Genomic DNA, 17,025 nt, shown 5'->3' on the forward strand with positions numbered 1-17,025 from the left:
GCGTCGGGTCTGCTCGTTGAGTGAGGTGCGAACCTCCTCTCGGTGAAGGGTCACCCCATGCTCGGCGTCAACCTCGCCCACCCGCGCCGCCTGCTCGTCGGCGGCCTCTCCGCAGTGCTCGTGATCGCCGGAGGTGCGACGTACCTCGGTGCTGTCGACAGCGCCGACGCGGCCACGCCCCCCTCCGGCACCATCGCCGCCAGCGGGAAGCACGCCGTCTCCTGGACCGGCGGCCCGTTCGTGGCGCCGAACGCCACCGGCACCGGCCTGGACGCGCCGGACTGCTCGGCGCCGGAGTCCTGCGACGACTTCCAGCTCAAGGTGAAGACGCCCGGCGGCTACGGCAAGAACCACCAGCTCACCGTCAGCGTGGCCTGGGAGAACACCGCGGCGGACTTCGACGTCTACCTGCTCGACAAGGACGGCAACTCGGTCGCGACCGCCGCCACCAGCGCCGACCCCGAGCTGATCATCACCGCCCCGAAGGCGGGCACCTACACGGTCCGCGTCGTGCCGTTCACCCCCGTGGGCGAGAGCTACACCGCCACCGCGAAGCTCACGAAGACGCCGGCCAACCCCGACCCGGGCACCGCGACGCCGCCGACGTTCAAGAACTACAAGCCGGGCAAGGACGTCAGCCCCGACGTGAACAACGCCGGCGAGCCGTCGATCGGCAACAACTTCAAGACCGGCGCCACGCTCTACCAGGCCTACCTGTCGACCTTCCGCTTCGGCGTCAAGAACGGCAAGGGCGTCTGGAAGGACGTCTCGGCCAACGCGCAGACCGGCTGCCCGCAGGGCAGCACCCAGAGCCTCGACCCGATCCTGTTCACCGACCACCAGACCGGGCGGACCTTCGAGTCGCAGCTCACCGGCCAGGACTCGCTGACCTGCTACACCGACGACGACGGTGCGTCCTGGCTCCCGAGCCAGGGCGGCGGCCTCAACAGCGGCGTCGACCACCAGAGCATCGGCGGCGGACCGTACGCCGACGGCGGCAGCAGCCTGCCGACCACGGACTACCCGAACACCGTCTACTACTGCAGCCAGGACATCGCGGCGGCGTTCTGCGCCTCGTCGATGGACGGCGGCACGACCTTCGGCGCCGGCATCCCGACGTACAACCTCACCCAGTGCGGCGGGCTGCACGGTCACGTGAAGGTCGCCCCGGACGGCACGGCCTACCTCCCCAACAAGAGCTGTGGCGCCAATGCGGCCGTCTCGGTCTCGCGCGACAACGGCCAGACGTGGAACGTCTACGGCGTCCCGTCGAGCACGCCCGGCGACTCCGACCCCTCGGTCGGGATCGGCAAGAAGGGCCGGGTCTTCCTCGGCTACGTCGGCGCGGACGGCAAGCCCGGTGTCGCGACCAGCACCAACCACGGCGAGAACTGGAAGTACGGCCAGAAGCTCGGCCAGGACCTCGGCGTCAAGACCGCCGTCTTCCCGACGATGGTGGCCGGTGACGACGACCGCGCGGCGCTCGCCTACCTCGGCACGACGACCGGTGGCGACTACCAGAACGCCGACACCTTCAAGGGCGTGTGGCACCTCTACGTCTCCACGACGTACGACGGCGGCCGCACGTGGGTGACCCGCGACGCGACCCCGAAGGACCCGGTCCAGCGCGGCTCGCTCTGCACCGGCGGCACCACCTGCGGCAACGACCGCAACCTGCTCGACTTCATCGACGTCACGACCGACAAGCACGGCCGCGTGCTCGTCGGGTACGCCGACGGGTGCATCGACGCCTGCGTGAACGACCCGAAGAAGAACAACAACGACGCCTACGCCACCATCGCGCGGCAGAGCGGCGGCCGGACGCTGTTCGCGAAGTACGACCGCAAGCACGTCTCCGGTCACCGCAACGTCAAGCTCACCCGTCTGCAGGTCGTGAAGCGCAACGGCGACCTGGTCGCCCGGATCACGATCAAGAACACCGGCTCGAAGCCGATCCGCAAGGTGGGCGCGCGGGTCAAGGACAACGGCCACGTGGAGGGCCAGACCCACCGCTTCAACCTGCCCGTCGGCGCCTCCCGGACCGGCACGGTCCGCTGGCACCCCGGCCCGGCGCACCGGCACCTGGTGTCGGCCCGCGCGGACACCGCGAACCGGATCCGCGAGACCAACGAGCGGGACAACAAGCGCCACGTCTCGGTGTACCTCCCGTGAGGCGCGCGTTCGTCACGGCCGCGTGCGCGGCCGTGCTCGCGACCGCGGGCCTGACCGCCTGCGGCTCCGACTCCGGCAAGGGCGAGGGGGACGGCGACTCGGCCGCCGAGCGCGCGGCGGAGGAGAAGAGCAACGAGGAGCTGGAGAAGGCGGCCGACCAGAACGTCTGCCTCGCCGACGCCGAGGCGCTCGACGCGCCGTACGCCGACGGCTTCCCCGAGGCCTTCGTCTTCCCGCCCGACACGACCGTCTACGACGTCGAGGACCGCGGCGAGACCGGCATCATCGTCACCGCGATCTCGGCGACGCCGTTCCAGGACATCCTCGACTTCCTCAACAACGACGAGGTGGACGCGGGCTTCGCGATCACGTCGGGCGAGACCGAGGAGCACGACGCCGAGGCGAACTGGAAGTCCGGGGACCAGACCGGCCGCTGGGCGATCCGCGAGTCCGCGACCTGCGACGGGGAGACGACGATCCAGGTGCTGGCCAGCGCGACGAACTGACCGCTAGTCCGGACCAGCGACGCCGGTCCATCACCCCGTCGGGTGAAATTCGCCCACTCGGCTGCCGGGTTGGGCTGCGTGGGTGACACTGGGCGGGCCCGTCCGACCGGCGGTGCCCACCGAGGACAGAGACGCGCCATGCAGCTCGAGATCGCCGTACGACCCGAGGACGGCCGCCACGTCGTGGTCGCCACCGGCGAGGTCGATGTCGCGACCCGCAACCAGCTCAAGTCCGTCATCGACGAGCTCATCGTCCAGGGCCACGTCCACCTCGTCGTCGACCTGGACGAGACGACCTTCCTCGACTCGACCGGCCTCGGCGTGCTCATCGGTGCGCGTCGCAAGACGCACGCGTTCATGGGCTCCTTCGCGATCGTCTGCAACCGTCCGCAGCTGCTCAAGGTCTTCCGCATCACCGGCCTCGACAAGGTCTTCGAGATCCGCCAGACCCTCCCGGCCGTCGAGGCCGAGCCGGTCGTCTGAGACAGGCCTGTCCCGCACGCTCCGGACGTAGCAGACTCCGGGGCGTGAGCGAGATGACGCAGACCGCCCGCCGGCTCCAGGCCGCCGCCGTGTCCATGGGACGCGAGGTGCAGGCCCGGATCTACCGCAACGGCGTGTTCGGCCACCGACCCGTCGTCCCGGTCGAGCCGGCCGAGCTCGAGATCGCGGCCCAGCGCCGGATGTCGCCGGAGGCGTGGTCGTACGTCGACGGCGGGGCCGGCCAGCAGCGCACCGTGCGGGCCAACCTCGAGGCCTTCGACCGGCACCGGATCGTGCCGCGGATGCTCATCGACGTGGAGCAGCGCGACCTCTCGGTCGAGCTCTTCGGACGCCGGCTGCCGGCGCCGCTGCTGTTCGCCCCGATCGGCGTCCTCGAGATGGCGCACCCGGAGGCGGAGCGCGCGGTCGCCGCGGCCGCGAAGGCGCTCGGCCTGCCGATGGTGATCTCGACCCAGGGCTCGCTCCCGATGGAGGAGACCGCCGCCGCCCTCGGCGACTCGCCGCGGTGGTACCAGCTCTACTGGAGCCGCGACGACTCCGTCGTCGACTCCTTCATCGCCCGCGCCGAGGAGATCGGCAGCGAGGCGATCGTGGTCACCCTCGACACCCACGTCCTCGGCTGGCGCACCCACGACCTCGACCTGGCCTACCTGCCGTTCGCCCGCGCCGAGGGGATCGCGCAGTACACCAGCGATGCGACCTTCCGCGGCCTCGCGGAGGCCCGGGCGGCGGCCCCGTCCGACGAGCCCACCCCGCGCCCGACGTACGCCGCGGTCAAGGCGCTGTTCTCGATGGCGCGGCACTACCCCGGCGGGCTGCTCGACAACCTGAAGTCGCCGGTGCCGCGGGCCGCGGTCGAGACCTTCCTCGAGGTGTTCTCGCGCTCCACCCTGACCTGGAACGACCTCGACTACCTCCGGGCCCGGACGAAGCTTCCGATCCTGCTCAAGGGGATCCAGGACCCCCGCGACGCGGCCCTTGCCCTCGAGCACGGCGTCGACGGGATCATCGTCTCGAACCACGGCGGCCGCCAGGTCGACGGCGCCATCGGCTCCCTCGACGCCCTGCCCGGCATCGTGGCCGAGGTCGACGGCCGGGTCCCGGTGCTCTTCGACAGCGGCATCCGCAGCGGCGCCGACGCCTTCAAGGCGATCGCCCTCGGCGCAAGCGCGGTCCTCGTGGGGCGGCCCTGGGTGTACGGCCTGGCGCTCGCCGGCGCCGAGGGCGCGCAGGCGGTCATGGAGCACATCTGGGCCGAGCTCGACCTGACGATGGCGCTCGTCGGGGCGACGTCGCTCGACGAGGTCACGCGCGACCTGCTCGTCTGAGAGTCGCACCGGCGGTTGCCGGAATGATCCGGCCGGGGGAGCCGGCCAGTGGCCGGGGAGGCCAGCGTGGCGTGGTCGGCCGTGCTCGCGGGGTGGGCGCGGTGCGCCCACCCACCGCGGGCGCTTGCTCCCGGGACCGCCCGCAGTGTCAGGTGCGGTCAAGGAGTCCGTTGAAGGGCGGGCGGTGGGTCGCCTTTACGCGCCCGCAGTGGGTGGGCTCCCCGCGCCCCCCCGGCCAGCCACGCGCCCGTGCCGGAGGGTGCGGGTGGGTGGGTGAAGAAGAGCCAGGGGTCGGAGTGACCGCAGAGGAATGACTCCTCCCTTCACATCCGTGTTCGACCACGGACGCGATCCACGCGCCGGGGGTGGCGGGGCGAGGGGTGCCCGGGGAGCGTGAGAGCTAGCCCTCCCACACCGCCCGCCCCGCAGGAAGACATTCAGTGCAGCGGGGTGCGGGCGGTTCCTGGGCGACGCAAGCGACCGGGCACCCCTCGCAGCGCCTCACCCGGCACCGAGGGGCAGCCGGCCACGGGAAGCCCAGCCCGCGGCGCAGCCGCAGCGCCGCGCGCGGCCATCCCCGAGGCAAGGGCCGCACGCGGCGGGCGGGGTCAGTGGCGGATCAGGCCGCGGAAGGAGGGGCTGGCCCAGCCGTCGCCGGAGTGGGCCGGGACGGCGGGGAGGTTGCGGCCGCCGTACACGTGCTTCGTGGCGGTGCCGTAGCGCAGCCACGTCTGGGCGGGGCCCTGGCCGCGGCCGGGGACGGTCCAGTCGCAGACTCCGTTCGGGAAGACCTGCTGCAGCGTCGCCCACTCGTCGTCGGTGAACGCGACGTCGAGGGGGGCGTAGTCCGCCTTGTCGAGCGGGCGGAGGTTGCAGGCGACGTTGTCGTTGGCCTTCGGGCCGCCGGCGACCTGGCGGGGCGTGCTGAAGCGGGTCTGGATCGTCTCGGCGTCGGACTGCTGGCAGACCGGCTCGCCGTCGGGTCCGGGGACGCTCTCGATGCCGGGGGCCTCGGTGCAGCGGTCGGTGACGTCCGCGGGCTTGTCCTGCACGATCTTCTTCGTCAGCGGCGCCGAGCCGTGGTCCTTCTCGACCGCCGTCAGCCAGCGGTCCATCGCCACGAACGCCTCGTTGGCCCAGTTGGGGTCGCCGATCAGCGGGGCGGGGCCGAACCACATCACCCGGTTGTCGGTGTGGCCCTGGTCGGCCATCAGCCGCTCCTCGGTCCAGAACGCGTGGCTGTAGTCGTGCGCGGCGCCCGGGTCGGGGCCACCGTGGTTGATGATCGCGACCTGGTCGAGGTGGTTGTCCTCGTTGATGAGGCCGGTCCGGTAGGCCCGGGCGATCGCGGCGGGGTCGCCGTCGATGCGCTCGTCGCGGAAGTCGTTGTCGACGTTGAGCCCGCCGACCTTGACGTTCAGGTCGACGAACTGCGACGGGGTGATCAGGCCCTGCTCGAGGGCGCCGAGGCCGTACTGCACGCCGGTGTTGGCGAACGGCACGCCCGCGAAGCCGTGGCCGGCGGCCTTCTCCTGCGGGGTCCAGACGCTCTTCGGGCGCGGGCCGAGCTGGTTGCCCATGATGTCGAGGGCCGAGCAGCGGACGCCGCCGGGGTTGATGTCGGAGTCGTAGCGGGTGCTGCGGTCACCGGCGACGGGCGCCTTCGTGCCGGGGCAGTCGGTCTCCGGGTTCAGCGCCGCCTTGTAGAGCCCCTCGTCCGCGACGACCGCGTTGACGTGCGAGGCGTGGCCCTCGACGAGTGCCATCTGCTCGGGGTTCCACACGACACCGGGCGCCCAGCGCGACGGGTCCTCGAAGTAGAGTCGCAGCAGGTGGTAGTCGGCAAACTGCGCGCCGGCGGTCAGGGTGTCGGGGTAGGAGCAGGTGGTGACCAGGCCCTGGTAGATGCCGGGGTAGGCGTTCGCCACGGTGTGCTGGGCGATCGAGCCGCCGGAGCAGCCGGTGCCGATGGTGTAGCGCAGGGTGCCGTACTTCTCGACCAGCCGCTCCTTGGCCATCACCAGCGACTCGGCCTCCATGGCCACGCTGCAGTTGTGGCCGGTGTTGGCGAGCGCCGTCGACACGACCGCGAAGCCGCTGCCGAGCGCCGTGACGTAGCTCGGGGTGACGCCGGGGACCGACTCGAGCGTGCCGGAGTAGTCCTGCAGGGGCGGGTTGCCGGGGGCGTACGACGCCCCGCAGTTGCCGCCGTGCGTGATCAGCAGCTTGTGGTTCCACTGGCGCTGCGGGGCCCAGGGGCGCCAGGCCTTCCCGGGCCGGAAGAGCTGGAGGATCGTGTAGCGGTCGCGGTCCTGGTAGCCGCTCTCCTTGCGGACCACGAACGGCACCTCGACGCCCTGGTCGGTGGTCGTGGTGGCGACGTCCGACGGCGGGTTCTTGCGGTCGTAGGGCTGCAGGTCCGGCTGCGAGGGGTCGGTGGACTTGTAGAGGAAGGAGTACGTCGCGCGCTCGTTGCACGCGGCGTCCTTGGCGGTCTCCTGGCACTGGTAGTGCTCGGACTGCGGGCCGGTGAAGATCGGGCCGCCGTTGGGGTGGTTGGTGATGACGGTGCGGCCGGCGTATCCGGGCGCGGTCGCCCGCACCACGTTGCGACCCAGGCGCAGGCCCTTGACCAGCCCGAGGAAGCGGCCGTCCTGGCGCACCTTGAAGCGGTGGGTCACGTCGCGGTCGCCGACGGTGACCTCGACGCTGCGGGCGCGCACGCCGCGCGGCAGCCGGACCGCGACGAGCGCGTCGCCGCTGCTGACCAGGTCGGCCCGGTTGGAGAGCACCTCGATCGTGAGCCGCTTGGCGGGCGCCGCCTCGACGGGCAGCAGCGGCGCGGCCAGCAGGGCCGCGAGCAGGGCGATGACGAGGGCGAGCGGGGCGAGTCCGGGTCGTGTGCGCACGACAGGACAACGAGCGCAGGTGGCGGGCGTCACGCGGGCAGGTCCACCCACCGGGGCGCGGGCGAGCGCGGACCACCGCGGCTAGGGCAGGCTGCACCCATGCACTTCGTGGGCGTCGACCTCGCCTGGGGCGAGCGCAAGCCCACCGGTCTCGCGGTCCTCGACGACGGCGGACGCCTCGTCCACGTCTCGGCCGCGGGCGACGACGACGAGATCGCGGCCGCGCTGGCGGCGTACGTCGAGGGCGACTGCCTCGTCGCGCTCGACGCCCCGCTCATCGTGCGCAACGCCACCGGCAACCGGCCCGCCGAGGCGGCGCTGAACAAGGACTTCGCGCGCTTCGACGCGGGCGCGCACCCGGTGAACACGTCCAAGAAGGAGATCGGGGACACCCCGCGGGGCGCGCGGCTGAGCTCGCGGCTCGGCCTCGACATGAACCCGCGGTCGGGGCGGGCGCGGCGCGCGATCGAGGTCTACCCGCACCCGGCGACGGTGTCGCTGTTCCGGCTGGGGCGGACGCTGAAGTACAAGAACAAGCCCGGCCGCACCTTCGAGCAGCTCCGCGGCGAGCTGGTCGTGCTCATGGGCCTGCTCGAGACGCTGGCGGTCGCCGAGCCCGCGATGACCGTGACCGGGCCGGCCTGGTCGGCGCTCGTGCGCCAGGTCGAGGCGGCCACCCGGAAGAGCGAGCTGCGCGTGGTCGAGGACCAGGTCGACGCGGTCGTCTGCGCCTACGTCGCGCTGCACAGCGTCCGCGAGCCGGGGGCGGTGACGACGTACGGCGACTTCGAGAACGGCTACATCGTCACGCCCACGCTGCCGGCCGGGCACCGGCCGACGCCCCGCGAGCGGGTGGTGCGCGAGGCCGTGGACCCCGTCCGCGCGGCGGTGCAGGAGTACGCCGAACGGCACGTCGAGCTGCGGGGGGCCGCCGACGAGTTCGTCGCGCTGGTCACGACCATCCTCGACGACGCGGGCATCAACTACCTGAGCGTCACCGGGCGGGCCAAGGGGGTGGCGTCGTTCGCCGCGAAGGCCGCCCGCACCCTCGACGGCGAGCTGGTCTTCGCCGACCCGCTGCGCGACATCACCGACCAGATCGGCGTCCGCGTCATCACCTACGTGCACAGCGACGTCGCCGCGGTGGCCGACCTGCTCGACGACCAGGTGGTCGTGATCGACGACCGGGACATGGGTCAGGAGACCGCGAGCGAGGGCCGCTTCGGCTACGCGAGCCGGCACCTGCTGATCTCGCTGGACCCGGCCCGCGAGGCCGCCCACGAGGCCCTGCGCGGTCGGCGGGCGCAGATCCAGATCCGCACCGTGCTGCAGCACGCGTGGGCGGAGTTCGAGCACGACATCCGCTACAAGGGCGAGATCCCCGACGAGCACGCGCGCGACTTCGACCGGCGCTTCACGCTGGCGGCCGGCCTGCTCGAGCTCGCCGACCGGGAGTTCTCCACGATCCGCGACCGGCTGCAGGCCGGGATGACCGGCGCCCGCACCGAGCCCGAGGACGACGACCCGCGGATCAGTGCGCGCGAGCTGGCGGCGTTCCTCGCCGGGCAGTACGCCGACGCGGGCTGGTCGCGCACCGACCACTACGAGTGGATCTCGGGGCTGCTGCTCGAGCTCGGCGTCACCTCCCTCGAGGAGCTCGGCGACGTGCTGCGCGGCCTCGACTCGGCGGCCCTGGTCGAGCGGATGGCCTACCGCTACCCGCCCGGCGCCGTACGCCGTCTGGACGACGCGCTGCTGGCCGGCTTCGGCGACCGGTACGTCGCCCTGCACGGCAACGCGCACCGCTCGGCGGCCCTGGAGACGCGGCTGGCCAAGCTGCGCGGGGAGGCCGCCGCGGGCGGCGAGGGGGAGGGGTCCTGATGGCCAGGAAGTTCGCGGACGTCGAGTCCTACCTCGCCTCCTTCCCCGACGACGTCCGGGCGGTGCTCGAGGCGGTGCGGCGCGCGGTGCTCCGGGCGGTGCCGGACGCCGAGGAGACGATCGCCTACGACATGCCGACCTACCGCCTCGACGGCACCGCGCTGGTGCACTTCGCGGGGTGGACGACGTTCGTCAGCCTCTATCCCATGCCGGTCTTCGAGGGCGCGCTCGAGACCGAGCTGGCGGCGTACCGCGCCACCCGCGGGACCGGCCGCTTCCCGCTCGACCGGCCGATCCCCTACGACCTGATCGAGCAGGTCGTCCGGGCGATGGCGGCCGCGCGGAGCTAGTGCCCGACCAGCCGGTGCACGCGGGTGAACGTGTCGCGGTAGCCCAGCCGGCGCCAGGCCCGTGACGACAGCAGGTTGGTCTCGCGCCAGTCGGTGACCAGCGAGGTGTAGCCGGCCCCGTGCGCCCAGGCGCCGACCGCGTCGCCGACCGCGCGGCCGGCGCCGAGCCCGCGCGCCTCGGGCAGCACCGCGGCGAAGCCGAGGAACGCCGCGTGCTCGGGGCGGGCCGGGCCGGTGTGGCTGGACGACTTCTCGAGCGGGCAGCCGACCGCGCTGCCGACGACCCGCCCCTCGTGCTCGACCACGAAGGTGGTGAACGTCGGGTCGTCGAAGTCCTCGGTCCACTCGGCCACGGACTCCTCGTAGGAGCCCAGCGGCCCCGAGGAGAAGCACGGGGCGAGGCCCTGGTGCCGGGGCAGCACGTTCTCCAGCGTGGCCAGGGCGGGGATGTCGTCACGGGTGGGGCGGCGCACGACGAGGCCGTCGCGCGGGGGAGGTACGTCGGCGGGCGGCGACTGCACGGCGTGGGTGTGCTGGTGCCCGAAGGCGAGGCGGAACCACGCGCTCGCGAGCGCGGTGTCGTGGGCCGGCAGCAGCGCGTAGTGGGCGGTCCGGCCCTCGTCGACCCAGCGGGTGGCGGCCTCGGCGTACAGCTCCCGGGCCAGGTCGGTGCGCTCGTGGTCGGGCAGGTCGGTGTCGACGGCGTGCCCGGCGGACTCGACCCAGACGTTGGGTCCCCAGGTGGGGCTGGGCTTCGCGGCGCCGAGGAGGTAGCCGACCACGTCGCCGCCCCGGGTCGCGACGGCGCCGGAGGCCTCGGCCGCGCCGAGCTCGTCGGCAAGGGCCGCGGTGGCGGCGGCGGGGTCCTCGAAGTCCTCGGGCAGGAGCGGCTCGGCGGCACGGTGGTGGCGGTGCCGCTGCGCGAGCAGGCGTCCGGCCGCAGCCAGGTGCTCCTCGGCGAACGGGTGGAGCTCGGTGCGGGTCATGGGCTCAGGGTAGGGAGCCCCCGCCGGTCGGGGCCGCTGGTTTTCCCGGTGGGCTGGTCCTGGTGGCCGGGGTCTTGGCGCGCGCTTGGTTCGCGGCGTGTGCCCCACGACGCGCCGGGGCGCGTCCTCAGGCACACGGGGCGAGCAGGCGTCGCCGGATCGCCGGTTGGGCCGCGGCCAGCACCAGGCAGAGCGCCGCGACGACGGTCCAGGTCAGGACCGGGCCACCGTGCACCAAGAGCTGGGTGCCGAGCAGCGGCGCCACGATCGCGGCGAGACCCCAGCTGGTGCCGTACACCGCCAGGTAGCGGCCCCGGGCGTGGGCCGGCGACACGTCGACCACCACGGCGTACGCCCGGCCGAGCAGCACCAGGTCGCCCAGCGCGGTGAGGAGGGTCGCGACGGCGAACCCCGCGCGGCTGGTGACGAGGCCGGTGAGCAGCAGCCCGGCGGCCAGGACGAGGTAGCCGAGCGTCATCGCCCGGAAGTCGTCGAGCCGGCGCAGGTGGGGGAGCCGTAGCAGGGGCTGGCCGAGCACCATCGTGGCCGCCCCGAGGGTGAGGAGCAGCCCGAGCGTGGACGCCGGCAGGCCGCGGCCGGTCAGGGTCAGCGGCAGCGCGATCGTCACCTGCAGGTAGACCACGGCGAAGACCGTGCCGGTGCCGAGCAGGAGGAGCAGGCGGCGGTCGGACCAGGGGCGTACGCCGGCAGACTCCCGTCCGGGGTCGTCCGTCTGCTCGGGTGGCGCCGGGCGGCCGCCCGGGAGCAGTGCGGCGACGACCGCGGCGCAGGCCAGGCAGCTCGCGGCGTCGGCGACCAGCAGCCAGCGCAGGTCGAGGCCAGCGAGCGCGGCGGCCAGGAGCCCGGCGCCCATGCCCGCGCCGGCCATGGCCGCGCCGAGCAGCGAGAAGGCGACCGCCCGCTGCTCGGGGAGGGTGACGTCGGCGATGATCGCCTGGCTGGGTGGCTCGTAGATCTCGAAGGCCAGCCCCAGCAGCACCACCGCGACGGCCGCTTGCACGAGGGACCCGGCGAGCGCGACGCCGAGCTGGGCGGCGGCCGTCCCGACCAGGCCGACCAGGATCGTGGCCCGGGTGCCGATCCGGTCCGAGAGCCGCCCGCCGAACAGCCGCGACGGGATCGTCGCGAGCCCGAAGCCGGCCAGGAGGTAGCCCGCCGTCGCGACGGACGCGTCGTACGACCCCACGAGGACGACCGCCAGGAACGGCAGCGTGAGGGCGCCGAGCCGGTTCACCGCACGGGCGAGCACCAGGGCCCAGACGACGGCGGGCAGTCGCCGCCACGACGTCGTGCCTCGGGTGTCACTGGTGTCGGCTAGGTTGGTGGTCACGGACGGGAACTCTAGGGAGATGGGTGGTGACTGGTCAAGTGGCATTCGACAGTCACGTGGTGACGCTGGTGGAGGTGGCGGCCCGGCTGGTCAACCACCTGACGTCCGGCTGGTCCGCGGGCCAGGAGGTCGCGGCGCCGCAGGGAGCGGCTCGGGTGACGGGGACGGCCGAGGCCCTCGGGGGCGACGGTCGTCGGACGCCCCGGGTGAGCCCTGCCGAGGCCGACGCGCTGGCCGGTCACGCCGCGTCGTTCCGGGCGGTCTTCGAGGCCGTACACGAGGACGACGTCGCGTCCGCGGTCGTGCTGCTGAACACGGCGCTGGCGGCGACGGGCGCGCGACCGCAGCTCGACCCGCTCCCGGAGGGAGGCGGCTGGCACGTGCACTTCCACGGGTCGGACGACAGCCTCGCGGTCGGGTGGGCGGCCGGCTGCACGGCCGGCCTCGCGCTCGCGGTCGGCTCCGACCTGGCGGGCCGGCTGGGTGTCTGCGGCGCCGAGCGCTGCGACCGCGTGTTCGTGGACCTGTCGCGCAACGCCGGCCGGCGCTTCTGCTCGACCGCCTGCCAGAACCGCACCAAGACGGCGGCGTACCGCGCACGCCGCTGAGGCCGCCGCGAACCGATCCGGGTCTTGCGGCATCGGACTCCCGAACGCCCGTCCATTCGCGCGAGGAGAGCCCCCTGATGCCTACGACCACGCCCACCATCCCTGTCCCCCTGGCCATGGCGGTCCTGGCGTTGCTGCTCGGTGGTGGCCTCGCGCTCACACCCGGCGGAACGGCCCGAGCGACGACCGTCGCCGCGGACGCCCCCCGCTGCCACGGCCTGCGCGCCACCATCGTGGGGACCTCGGGCCCGGACGTCCTCGAGGGCACGCGGCACCGGGACGTGATCGTCGGCCTGGGCGGGCTCGACTCGATCCGGGGCGGCGGTGGCGACGACGTGATCTGCGGCGGCCCGAACCCCACGGACCAGGGGCCCGACGGGCCGATCGTCGAGACGCTCGAGGGCGGGCCGGGCGATGACCTGTTGCTCGGCGGTCCGGGGGAGGACGTGCTGGTCGGCGACGACGGGAACGACGTTCTGAGGGGCGGGCTGTCGCGGGACGGCCTGGACGGCGGGGACGGGAGGGACCGGCTGCTCGGGGAGGCGGGACCGGACTACCTGCGGGAGGGGCCCGGGGCGGGTCGGGTCGTCGGTGGCACGGGCGACGACCAGGTGGAGGGCGGGGCCGGCGACGACACCCTCCGCGGTGCGGGGGGTGACGACGTCCTGGTCGGCGACCAAGGTGACGACCGCCTGGACGGTGGTCCCGGGCGTGACGTGGCGGAGTACCAAGCCATCCAGTCGCGCTACAGCTCCTCCAGCCATCGTGAGCCGATCCGGGTGGACCTGCAGCGCGGAGTGGGTGGAGGTCGGCACTTCGGCCGCGACCGGCTCCTGCGCGTGGAGGACGTCTACACGGGTGACGGGAACGACGTGCTGGTCGGGGACCGCCACGCCAACACGTTCTACACCGCGGAGGGCACGGCGACGGTCCGCGGCGGTGGCGGTCGTGACCGGCTGAGCTTCGACTCGGCGAGGATCGACCACTCCAGCGGTGCGGCCGTGCACATCGACCTGTCGATCGGGGTGGCGAGGTACCAGCAGGACGACATCCGCTTCACGTCGATCGAGGACGTGACCGGGACGACCTCCAACGACGTGATCCGAGGTGACGCCGCGCGCAACCACCTCGTCGGGGGAGGGGGCGAGGACGTCGTCCGAGGACGTGGAGGTCGCGACCTTGTCGAGGGCCGGGGCGGGGACGACGACCTCGACGGTGGCGCTGGGGTGAACGTCATCGTGGGCGGGCCGGGCAACGACCTGTGCCGGCGGCCGTCGACCGGCCGGCGTGCCACGGAGTGCGAGCGCTAGTTTCCGCGCGCCTCCGGGTGCGATCACTAGTTGCTTGTCATGACAAAGCACCTTTATGCTGACAAGCATGAGCCTCACGGACCGCGAGCAGGAGATCGTCGCGCTGCTGCGCCGCGACCCGCTCATCGGGTCCGAGGCGATCGCTGACGCGCTCGGCACCACGCGGCAGGCGGTCAACGTCCACCTGTCCAACCTGGGCAAGAAGGGCGTGATCCTCGGCCGGGGCTACGTCCTGAGCGAGGCGCCCGCCGTGGTCGTCATCGGCGGCGCCAACATGGACGTCAAGGCGCGCAGCACCCGCACCGCGGTCGTGGCCACCAGCAACCCGGGCACCGGGTCGATGGCGCCGGGCGGGGTGGGCCGCAACATCGCGGAGAACCTCGCCCGCCTCGGCACCCGCACCCACCTCGTCGCGGCCATCGGCAGCGACGCCCTCGGTGACCAGGTGCTCGCGGCGACCTCGGCCGCCGGCGTGCACGTCGAGCACGTACGCCGGAGCGCGCGGGCGACCGGCACCTACACCGCGGTCCTCGACGCGACGGGGGAGCTGGTCGTGGCGGTGGCCGACATGACCGCGACCGACGAGCTGGGCCCGGACCGGGTGAACGCCGCGCGGGACCTGGTCACCACGGCCGGTCTGCTCGTCCTCGACGGCAACCTCGCGCCCGACACCCTCGCCTTCGCGGTCGAGCTGGCTGCCGCGGCGGGTGTGCGCACCGTCCTCGAGCCGGTCAGCGTGCCCAAGGCCGCGGCCGCCGCGCACCTCGTCGAGGCGTCCCGCCCGCTGTTCGCCATCACCCCCAACCGCGACGAGCTGGCCGCGCTGACCGGCCTCCGGGTCGGCACCGACCGGCAGGTCCGCGCGGCGGCGCGGCAGCTCCACGACCGGGGCGTCACCCACGTGTGGGTGCGCCTCGGTGCCCGCGGTTCGCTCCTCAGCAGTCCCGACGGCGAGGTCGCCCTGGCCGCGGTGCCCGCCGACGTCGTCGACGTCACCGGGGCCGGTGACGCGCTGCTCGCGGCGTTCTGCCACGGGATCCTCGCCGGTGACGATCCGGCCGCCGCCGCGGCGTACGCCCATGCCGCCGCCGCCCTCACCATCGCCAGCACCCACACCGTCCGGCCGGACCTGACCGACCGCCTCGTGCGCACCCGACTGAAGGAAGCCCCATGACCCACCCCCTGCTCACCGTCACCGACGAGGTGGCCCAGGCGCTCGCCGACGGCGCCCCCGTGGTCGCGCTGGAGAGCACGATCATCAGCCACGGCATGCCCTACCCCCAGAACGTCGCCATGGCGCTCGAGGTCGAGGGCATCATCCGCGAGCACGGCGCCGTGCCGGCCACCATCGCGGTGCTCGACGGCCGGCCGCGGATCGGGCTGACCGGCGACGACCTCGAGCTGCTCGCGAGCCACCCCGACGTGCTCAAGGTCAGCGTCCGCGACCTGCCGTACGTCGTGGCGCGCGGCGTCCACGGCGCGACGACCGTCGCGGCGACGATGCGGCTCGCCGCGCTGGCAGGCATCCGCACCTTCGTCACCGGTGGTCTGGGCGGGGTGCACCGCGGCGCCGCGCAGAGCTTCGACGAGAGCGCCGACCTGACCGAGCTCGGCAGCACCGACGTCGCGGTCGTGTCGGCCGGCGTGAAGAGCATCCTCGACATCGGTCTGACCCTCGAGCGGCTCGAGACCCTCGGCGTCCCCGTCGTCGGGCTGGGCACCGACGAGTTCCCGTCGTTCTACTCCCGCAGCAGCGGGCACGCCTCGCCGATGCGCCTCGACACCGCGGCCGAGGTCGCGGCGCTGATGCGGGCCAAGTGGGCCCTGGGCATCTCCGGCGGGGTCGTGGTCGCGAACCCGATCCCCGTCGAGGACGAGATCCCCGCGGCCGAGATCGGCGCCCTCATCGACCGCGCGCTGGCCGACATGGACGCGCTGGGCATCCACGGCAAGGACGCGACGCCGTACCTCCTCGGCCGCATCGTCGAGATCTCCGACGGCGCCAGCCTGACCGCGAACATCGCGCTGGTGCGCAGCAACGCCCGGCTCGGCGCCGCGATCGCGCGGGAGTACGCCGCCGGCTGACCGGCCGCTCAGCCGGCCGCGGCGCGCAGCTTCTCGAGCAGCGGCCCGGCCGCCTCGCGCAGGAAGGCGTCCTGCCCGTCGTCGCCCACCTGGACGAGGGCGATGTCGGTGAAGCCGGCCTCCCAGAACGCGGACACGGCCTCGACGATCGCGTCCAGGTCGGGCCCACACGGGATGTTGTCGGCGACGTCCGCCGGGCGGACGAACTGGGTGGCGCCGGCGAAGCCCGCCGGGGTGGGCAGGTCTGCGTTCACCTTCCACCCGCCGGCGAACCAGCGGAACTGCTCGTGCGCGCGGCGTACGGCGGTCTCCTCGTCCGGGTCCCAGCAGATCGGGATCTGCCCGATGGCCCGGGCGCTGTCCGGCCCGATCGTCCGCGCGCCGTCGGCGGCGTTCCAGGCCTCGATCAGGTCGGCCTCCGGCTCCACCGCGATCAGGTGGTCGCCGAGCGGCGCGAACCGGCCGACGCCCTTGGGTCCGGCGACGGCGACGGCCAGCGGCACCCCGCCGTCGGGGCAGTCCCAGATCCGCGCCGAGTCGACGTCGAAGTGGTCGCCGCGGAAGGTGACGAGCTCGCCGGTGTGCAGCTCGCGGATGATCTCGATCGCCTCGACGAGCATGTCCTGCCGGGCGTCGACGGACGGCCAGCCCTGTCCGACGACGTGCTCGTTGAGGTTCTCGCCGCTGCCGAGCCCGAGGGTGAAGCGTCCCTCGGCGAGCAGCTGGACGGTCGCGGCCTTCTGCGCGACGACGGCCGGGTGGTAGCGGATGCTCGGGCAGGTGATGTACGTCATCAGGTCCACCCGCGAGGTGGCGTGCGCGACCGCCCCGAGCACGGACCAGGCGTACGGCGCGTGCCCCTGCTCGGTGAGCCAGGGGGAGTAGTGGTCGCTCATCACCTCGAAGTCGAAGCCGGCCTCCTCGGCCGCGGTGGCGTAGGCCACCAGCTCGCGCGGGCCGCTCTGCTCGGTCATCAGGGTGTAGCCGAAGTTCGTCACGGGAGTCCTCTGGTGCGGTCGGGGATCGTGTGGTGTG

Annotated in this window: 14 protein-coding genes; 10 read left to right on the forward strand and 4 right to left on the reverse strand. The window is 73.4% G+C overall.

Annotation, left to right across the window (positions count from 1 at the left end; genetic code table 11):
• Window positions 1-57: 57 nt before the first annotated feature.
• From H5V45_RS11735 to H5V45_RS11750, 4 genes are all read left to right on the forward strand, one after another.
• The gene (locus tag H5V45_RS11735; RefSeq protein WP_185253084.1) at window positions 58-2,172 is read left to right on the forward strand and encodes a CARDB domain-containing protein; all 2,115 of its coding nucleotides are present in this window, start codon (window positions 58-60) and stop codon (window positions 2,170-2,172) included.
• A complete protein-coding gene (locus H5V45_RS11740; protein ID WP_185253085.1) occupies window positions 2,169-2,678 on the forward strand; it encodes a hypothetical protein in 510 nt (169 codons plus the stop codon). Before H5V45_RS11735 ends, H5V45_RS11740 begins: the two co-directional genes overlap by 4 nt.
• 138 nt (window positions 2,679-2,816) lie before the next feature.
• Window positions 2,817-3,161 carry an STAS domain-containing protein gene (locus tag H5V45_RS11745; RefSeq protein ID WP_185253086.1) on the forward strand — a complete coding sequence of 115 codons (345 nt, stop codon included), beginning with the start codon at window positions 2,817-2,819 and terminating at the stop codon, window positions 3,159-3,161.
• A gap of 53 nt (window positions 3,162-3,214) precedes the next feature.
• The gene (locus H5V45_RS11750) at window positions 3,215-4,510 is read left to right on the forward strand and encodes an alpha-hydroxy-acid oxidizing protein (RefSeq protein WP_185254621.1); all 1,296 of its coding nucleotides are present in this window, start codon (window positions 3,215-3,217) and stop codon (window positions 4,508-4,510) included.
• 608 nt (window positions 4,511-5,118) lie between these two features.
• Here H5V45_RS11750 and H5V45_RS11755 read toward each other — a convergent pair.
• On the reverse strand, window positions 5,119-7,419 hold the full coding sequence (locus tag H5V45_RS11755) for a DUF6351 family protein (protein ID WP_185253087.1): 2,301 nt from the start codon (window positions 7,417-7,419) through the stop codon (window positions 5,119-5,121).
• A gap of 99 nt (window positions 7,420-7,518) precedes the next feature.
• Here H5V45_RS11755 and H5V45_RS11760 point away from each other — a divergent pair, with 99 nt between their 5' ends.
• The gene (locus H5V45_RS11760; RefSeq protein WP_185253088.1) at window positions 7,519-9,300 is read left to right on the forward strand and encodes a DUF429 domain-containing protein; all 1,782 of its coding nucleotides are present in this window, start codon (window positions 7,519-7,521) and stop codon (window positions 9,298-9,300) included.
• Window positions 9,300-9,650 (forward strand): iron chaperone, encoded by a 351-nt coding sequence (locus tag H5V45_RS11765; RefSeq protein WP_185253089.1) that lies wholly within the window; start codon window positions 9,300-9,302, stop codon window positions 9,648-9,650. The genes H5V45_RS11760 and H5V45_RS11765 overlap by 1 nt, the downstream gene beginning before the upstream one ends.
• On the opposite strand, the gene H5V45_RS11770 is transcribed toward H5V45_RS11765, so the two are convergent.
• On the reverse strand, window positions 9,647-10,636 hold the full coding sequence (locus H5V45_RS11770; protein ID WP_185253090.1) for a GNAT family N-acetyltransferase: 990 nt from the start codon (window positions 10,634-10,636) through the stop codon (window positions 9,647-9,649). The two genes, H5V45_RS11765 and H5V45_RS11770, sit on opposite strands and share 4 nt — an antisense overlap.
• A gap of 127 nt (window positions 10,637-10,763) precedes the next feature.
• A complete protein-coding gene (locus H5V45_RS11775; RefSeq protein WP_343061534.1) occupies window positions 10,764-11,987 on the reverse strand; it encodes an MFS transporter in 1,224 nt (407 codons plus the stop codon).
• Window positions 11,988-12,046: 59 nt separating this feature from the next.
• Between H5V45_RS11775 and H5V45_RS11780 the strand changes: the two genes are divergently transcribed.
• The 4 genes from H5V45_RS11780 to H5V45_RS11795 all read left to right on the forward strand — a co-directional run bounded on the left by H5V45_RS11780 (window position 12,047) and on the right by H5V45_RS11795 (window position 15,990).
• Entirely contained in the window at window positions 12,047-12,595 is a 549-nt protein-coding gene (locus H5V45_RS11780) for a CGNR zinc finger domain-containing protein (protein ID WP_343061535.1), read from the forward strand.
• Window positions 12,596-12,672: 77 nt separating this feature from the next.
• Window positions 12,673-13,905 carry a calcium-binding protein gene (locus H5V45_RS11785; protein WP_185253093.1) on the forward strand — a complete coding sequence of 411 codons (1,233 nt, stop codon included), beginning with the start codon at window positions 12,673-12,675 and terminating at the stop codon, window positions 13,903-13,905.
• A 67-nt stretch (window positions 13,906-13,972) separates the two neighbouring features.
• The gene (locus tag H5V45_RS11790; protein WP_185253094.1) at window positions 13,973-15,079 is read left to right on the forward strand and encodes a carbohydrate kinase; all 1,107 of its coding nucleotides are present in this window, start codon (window positions 13,973-13,975) and stop codon (window positions 15,077-15,079) included.
• Window positions 15,076-15,990: a pseudouridine-5'-phosphate glycosidase gene (locus H5V45_RS11795; protein WP_185253095.1), complete on the forward strand. Its 915-nt coding sequence runs from the start codon at window positions 15,076-15,078 to the stop codon at window positions 15,988-15,990. Before H5V45_RS11790 ends, H5V45_RS11795 begins: the two co-directional genes overlap by 4 nt.
• An 8-nt stretch (window positions 15,991-15,998) precedes the next feature.
• Here H5V45_RS11795 and H5V45_RS11800 read toward each other — a convergent pair whose 3' ends face one another.
• Window positions 15,999-16,988 (reverse strand): TIGR03557 family F420-dependent LLM class oxidoreductase, encoded by a 990-nt coding sequence (locus H5V45_RS11800; protein WP_185253096.1) that lies wholly within the window; start codon window positions 16,986-16,988, stop codon window positions 15,999-16,001.
• Window positions 16,989-17,025 lie beyond the last annotated feature (37 nt).

This window comes from Nocardioides luti (assembly GCF_014212315.1).
Lineage (GTDB): Bacteria > Actinomycetota > Actinomycetes > Propionibacteriales > Nocardioidaceae > Nocardioides > Nocardioides luti.

Coding starts and splice junctions, on each gene's coding strand:
- H5V45_RS11790 (WP_185253094.1), top strand. CDS start 13,973: ATGAGCCTCACGGACCGCGAGCAGGAGATCGTCGCGCTGCTGCGCCGC.
- H5V45_RS11765 (WP_185253089.1), top strand. CDS start 9,300: ATGGCCAGGAAGTTCGCGGACGTCGAGTCCTACCTCGCCTCCTTCCCC.
- H5V45_RS11795 (WP_185253095.1), top strand. CDS start 15,076: ATGACCCACCCCCTGCTCACCGTCACCGACGAGGTGGCCCAGGCGCTC.
- H5V45_RS11745 (WP_185253086.1), top strand. CDS start 2,817: ATGCAGCTCGAGATCGCCGTACGACCCGAGGACGGCCGCCACGTCGTG.
- H5V45_RS11735 (WP_185253084.1), top strand. CDS start 58: ATGCTCGGCGTCAACCTCGCCCACCCGCGCCGCCTGCTCGTCGGCGGC.
- H5V45_RS11785 (WP_185253093.1), top strand. CDS start 12,673: ATGCCTACGACCACGCCCACCATCCCTGTCCCCCTGGCCATGGCGGTC.
- H5V45_RS11770 (WP_185253090.1), bottom strand. CDS start 10,636: ATGACCCGCACCGAGCTCCACCCGTTCGCCGAGGAGCACCTGGCTGCG.
- H5V45_RS11750 (WP_185254621.1), top strand. CDS start 3,215: ATGACGCAGACCGCCCGCCGGCTCCAGGCCGCCGCCGTGTCCATGGGA.
- H5V45_RS11760 (WP_185253088.1), top strand. CDS start 7,519: ATGCACTTCGTGGGCGTCGACCTCGCCTGGGGCGAGCGCAAGCCCACC.